This is a genomic window from Flammeovirga aprica JL-4 (assembly GCF_012844305.1).
Classification (GTDB): Bacteria; Bacteroidota; Bacteroidia; order Cytophagales; family Flammeovirgaceae; genus Flammeovirga; species Flammeovirga aprica.
Genome location: NZ_JABANE010000221.1, coordinates 1 through 4,429 on the forward strand (window position 1 = coordinate 1; position 4,429 = coordinate 4,429).

Genomic DNA, 4,429 nt, shown 5'->3' on the forward strand with positions numbered 1-4,429 from the left:
TATATTGAAGCCGTTGGTTTGCCCGAACATGAGTTGGTGGCCATTGCTCAAGAACAATTGGGATTATTTGCTGGTAATTTATCCACTCCTCAGCAGTTGGTAGAGCGACTGGTGGATAATTATGGTTCCTTTTTACAAGAAAATGCAATGCCTGATTGCCATGAACTTATTATAAAACTACAACAAGATCCTCGCTACGCACCTTTCTTTGTGGAAGGTTCCGCAATAAATACTGCGATTATTAATAATCTTTGCGTATTACAAAATTTGTATTCAATTGGTGAAGGCTTAGGGTATGAAACTGCTTTTATGAGTGAATTAAATGATGTAGTAGGAGGAGTTTTGAATATGTCACTCGGTATAGCTGGAGTTGGTCTATTTTTACCCGTCTTAGGAGATGTGGCAATAGATGCAGGAGCTGTAAATACAATGGAGTGGTTAAGTACTAAGGGAGGGAAGAAAATTGCAAAAGATGCATTGCGTGATGCAATGTTCGACCTTACTTTTCAATTTGGGGTCAACCTGCTTTTAGAGCCTATTTTAAATGATAAATCTATTGATGAATTAACCAAAAAGGAAATCATCGAAAATGCATGGAAAAAAATAGACTGGACATCAGTATCAACAGCGTATATCAATAATAAAATTAGTGATAAATTAGGAGACACAGATGGAAAGTTGGGATTGCTATACAGTGCTTCCACAGGGTGTATAAGTAGTTTGATCAGTACAGCAACATTTGATGGTACAAAGGCTGAAATCAAATCTATCTCCTTTACAGAAGGGACTACCTCATGTATTATAGGTTCAGTAGGTGGTGTGATTGGCTGGAAGTTTAGTCAGAACTCTGAAAGGATTGTAGAGAAATTACAACTCTTCAAAACCAAGTTAGCCACACAAGTAGGAAGTGTTAAATTCATTTCATTGTGTAGAAAATTAGGTATTAATGCAGAGACAAAGGGTCAGATAGAAACTTTTTTAAGGGCATTAGGTTTTGGAGAAAGTAGTATCAACACAATCATGCGTCATTTTTGCTTCCCCGCAGGAACTCAAATCTATGCCAACGGAAAGCCATTTAAACCTATCGAAAAAATCGTTGGTGGAGATTATGTAGACACCAAAAACAACCAAGGTAAACGTGTTTTAGCGAAAGTATTGAGTACCAAAGTGAGTTTTGCAGATTCGTTAGTGATCCTTTATCATGGCAATAAAAAACTCCTTACATCTACTCCTAACCACCAAATTTTCACACCAGCAGGTTTTAAGAAAGCAAGAGATTTTATAGAGGGGGATGAAGTAGAAGATGTTCACGGAAAGCTATTTTCTATTGATAGTATTGCTACTTATACTACTTCTGAGCTAGTTTACAACTTTGAGGTGGAAGGTTATCATAGTTATTATGCGGATGGTATTTATGTGCATAATGATTATGCTTTGCCAGAGCTAATTGCTAAAAAGCTTGATGAATTAAAATTAGATGACAAGTTAAGAGCACATTTTATTAATGATTATAATAAGGGAGGAGAGTTTAAGAAGTATTTTGATGAGGTAGATTCCAAAGATGTTGAGGGGGCTATTGATGCTTGGGTGGTTTTGAAGAATGCAAATGTTGACGAGACAATTTTATTTGGAAAAAACGGTGGATTAGTTGTTATTCAAAAATATTTAAGAGATTCTAGAAGAGGAATTAGCGAGGTAACAAAGGAAATAAAAAAAATAGGTAGTTATGAACTTTGGGCAAAAACTCCATTAAACAAGCAAGGAGTACTGTATATTGAAGGTTTAGCCCAAACGGAAGCATCTATTATCCAAAGAATGAATGCAAATATAAATAGTACAGATGTAGGTAAACAAATATCTGCAACTACAGCAAAGAAATTAAAAGAAGATGCAGGTATTAAAATAACAGACCTAGATAATGAATTAAGGTCTTCAAGAGTAGGAGAAACATTAGGTAACCCTTCTGTTAATACTGCAGGTGATAGAGATTTAGGTACACTTACACATTTAATTGAGGTTAAAGCAAGTTTGGGAAGTGTTAGTTTTAGTAAAATCAAGAAACAAATAAATAAAATGGTCGGAGTTAAAAATACAGAAGGACAAATATTGTATCAGTTTATGAATCCCGAAGCTAAAAAAGTTATAATATATACAGAAGAAAGGCTTTCAACTTTATCAGACCCTAAAAAAATAGCAAATTTTAATAGGGTTAAAAACTATGCCGAACAACATGGAGCACAAGTGATTGATAATTATAATGATTTATTAAAGGAACTTCAATAATGCAAAGAGAAATACGTTTTTTTAGTATTGGTAAACAACCAATAACTAAGACAAAATCAATAATTCAAAAACTTTGTGATAAAAAAGGTTGGGATGTAGGTTTTATGGAATTAGATTCTGATAATACTATAACAGGACAAATTAATCAGTCAGAAAGTAATAGATATTCTAGTGATTATTTAACACTTTTAATTAGGGATGAGGAGTATTCACAGTCATGGAGTAGTGGTGATAATCTAAAGGCTTATCATATAGATCTCTGTTATTATATATTAGAAATAGAAGTATTCTACAAATGGAGTTTTTTATTAGATTTTTCCATATCTCTATTAGAGAACTGTCCAAACATTCGTGTTGAGTCACTTGATGAAAATGAAAAAACTTTTTTCGAAGAATTTACTTTACAACATTTATATCAAGTAAAAAAACTAGGATATGAAGATAATTGGAAACAAGTAAAATTATTAAGATAAGCTTTCTTACTGTTCTGGGGGTATACAACATTATTAGCTAATATTATTATGGCCCCCACTGTTCTGGGTGTTAAGCTTTGCAAGCACCAAGAATGCTGTCTTAACTAGAGTAAATAGTACTCCAAAATTTAGTTTTAAGCATACTGATGAAGAATTATATACTATTATTTTAAGAGCAAAAAGTTTAAAATTACCACAGGATGAATTGGAAGATTTATTATTTATTAGTTGTAGAGAAGCGAAAGTGATAGAAGCAGATGAATTAATTAAACAAATTGACAATTGGATTAATGTAGTAAAAAAAGAAGGACTTCCCTATAAATTTACGGGTGAAGAACAATTTCTTAAATTTAAGAATGAACTCAAGCAAGGTTTACAAAATATAGGTGTCTCAGTATCTGATGTTAGAATTCAGGGATCTTCATTAAGAACTCCAAATGCAAATGATGTAGATTTAGTAGCAATGGTATCACAAAACGATTTTGAGCATTATTTGAAGGGCTCATTTATTAAACTAACAAATAAGAAAACAGGTGATATTTTCAATTTAACTGAAATGTCAAATGAAGAGCTATTTACATTAGCCACTTATGTGAGAAATAATCCTTCTTACTTTAATTCAAAAGCTATGACATTTCAGAATGCATTTTTTACTAAGAAAATAAGCTCTAAAACAACAAAACCAGCTATAATACCAGGTTTGAGGAATTTAAGAAAAGCCTTATTTGAAAATTATAAAAATTTAAATATTGAAGATATTTCAATTATGACACCAAAAGGGGGATTGGATTTAAAACCTTACATTAATTTATAGAATTATGAAGAAATATTTTAGTTTAGGTGGATCTTTATATAGAGTAGACCACAGTATATTGAAAATAGCTACTGATCAAATATTTGGTGAAGAAAAAGTGAAATTAAAAGTTAGAGTTTATGGATACGATCTAAGTTACGAAAACGAAATATTGGAATTTTATTTAAGTACGACAGATAATAAAGAGGATATATACTTGTTAGATTGCTTATATTCGGGTGAAGAAAGCACTTTTAAAAGTTTTTTTGCTCGTCTAGTGGAATGTTTTGATTCGTATGAGTTCATGTATTTATTAGACTATACTCAAGTCAATGAATATGGAGATGAAATTAGCGAGGAAATATCTGTGAAGTCAAATAATTTTGATGATAATAATTTAAATTGAGCATTAAAATAGCCCCTCCCACTGCTCTGGGTGTTAAGCGCGAGTGCTACCCAGAACTTACATTTGTATGAGTTTGTAACTCATATAATAACAAAAATTAGTTAAGTGAGTAAATCATAATGTCGCTTCATTTTGAAGTTGCCATATGAAGGCAGTTTAGAAAGTAATAACATTACCATAAATATTGATAGCAAACAGATGTCCTTGAATTAAAAAAATCACCTATTCAAGAGTATTAGGAAACTTAGTTATTTATGGTCGGATGGATCAAGAGCATCATCACTTATTGTATACAGCAGTGGAGATTACTCCGTGACAGCAACGGATCAATATGGATGTACCTCCACAGCACAAGTAAATGTACAGTTCAATGAAGTACCTCAATTGGAACTGCCCACTTATTTGTCAGGTTGTGGAAGTGTAATTATAGATCCTAATTACTATGTAGGTGACTTTTTATGGTCTACTGGTGAA

4 protein-coding genes are annotated in these 4,429 nt (G+C 32.2%); all 4 read left to right on the plus strand.

Annotated elements, in window-relative coordinates:
- Positions 1 to 2,283, plus strand: a 2,283-nt coding sequence (locus HHU12_RS33135; protein ID WP_205960064.1) for a Hint domain-containing protein, incomplete at its 5' end; no start/stop codon positions are given.
- On the plus strand, positions 2,283 to 2,756 hold the full coding sequence (locus tag HHU12_RS33140) for a hypothetical protein (protein WP_169661012.1): 474 nt from the start codon (positions 2,283 to 2,285) through the stop codon (positions 2,754 to 2,756). The genes HHU12_RS33135 and HHU12_RS33140, both read left to right, overlap by 1 nt.
- A gap of 67 nt (positions 2,757 to 2,823) precedes the next feature.
- Positions 2,824 to 3,570, plus strand: a complete 747-nt coding sequence (locus tag HHU12_RS33145) for a hypothetical protein (protein ID WP_169661013.1) — start codon at positions 2,824 to 2,826, stop codon at positions 3,568 to 3,570.
- Between the two features lie 4 nt (positions 3,571 to 3,574).
- On the plus strand, positions 3,575 to 3,955 hold the full coding sequence (locus HHU12_RS33150; RefSeq protein WP_169661014.1) for a hypothetical protein: 381 nt from the start codon (positions 3,575 to 3,577) through the stop codon (positions 3,953 to 3,955).
- Positions 3,956 to 4,429 lie beyond the last annotated feature (474 nt).

Coding starts and splice junctions, on each gene's coding strand:
- HHU12_RS33140 (WP_169661012.1), top strand. CDS start 2,283: ATGCAAAGAGAAATACGTTTTTTTAGTATTGGTAAACAACCAATAACT.
- HHU12_RS33150 (WP_169661014.1), top strand. CDS start 3,575: ATGAAGAAATATTTTAGTTTAGGTGGATCTTTATATAGAGTAGACCAC.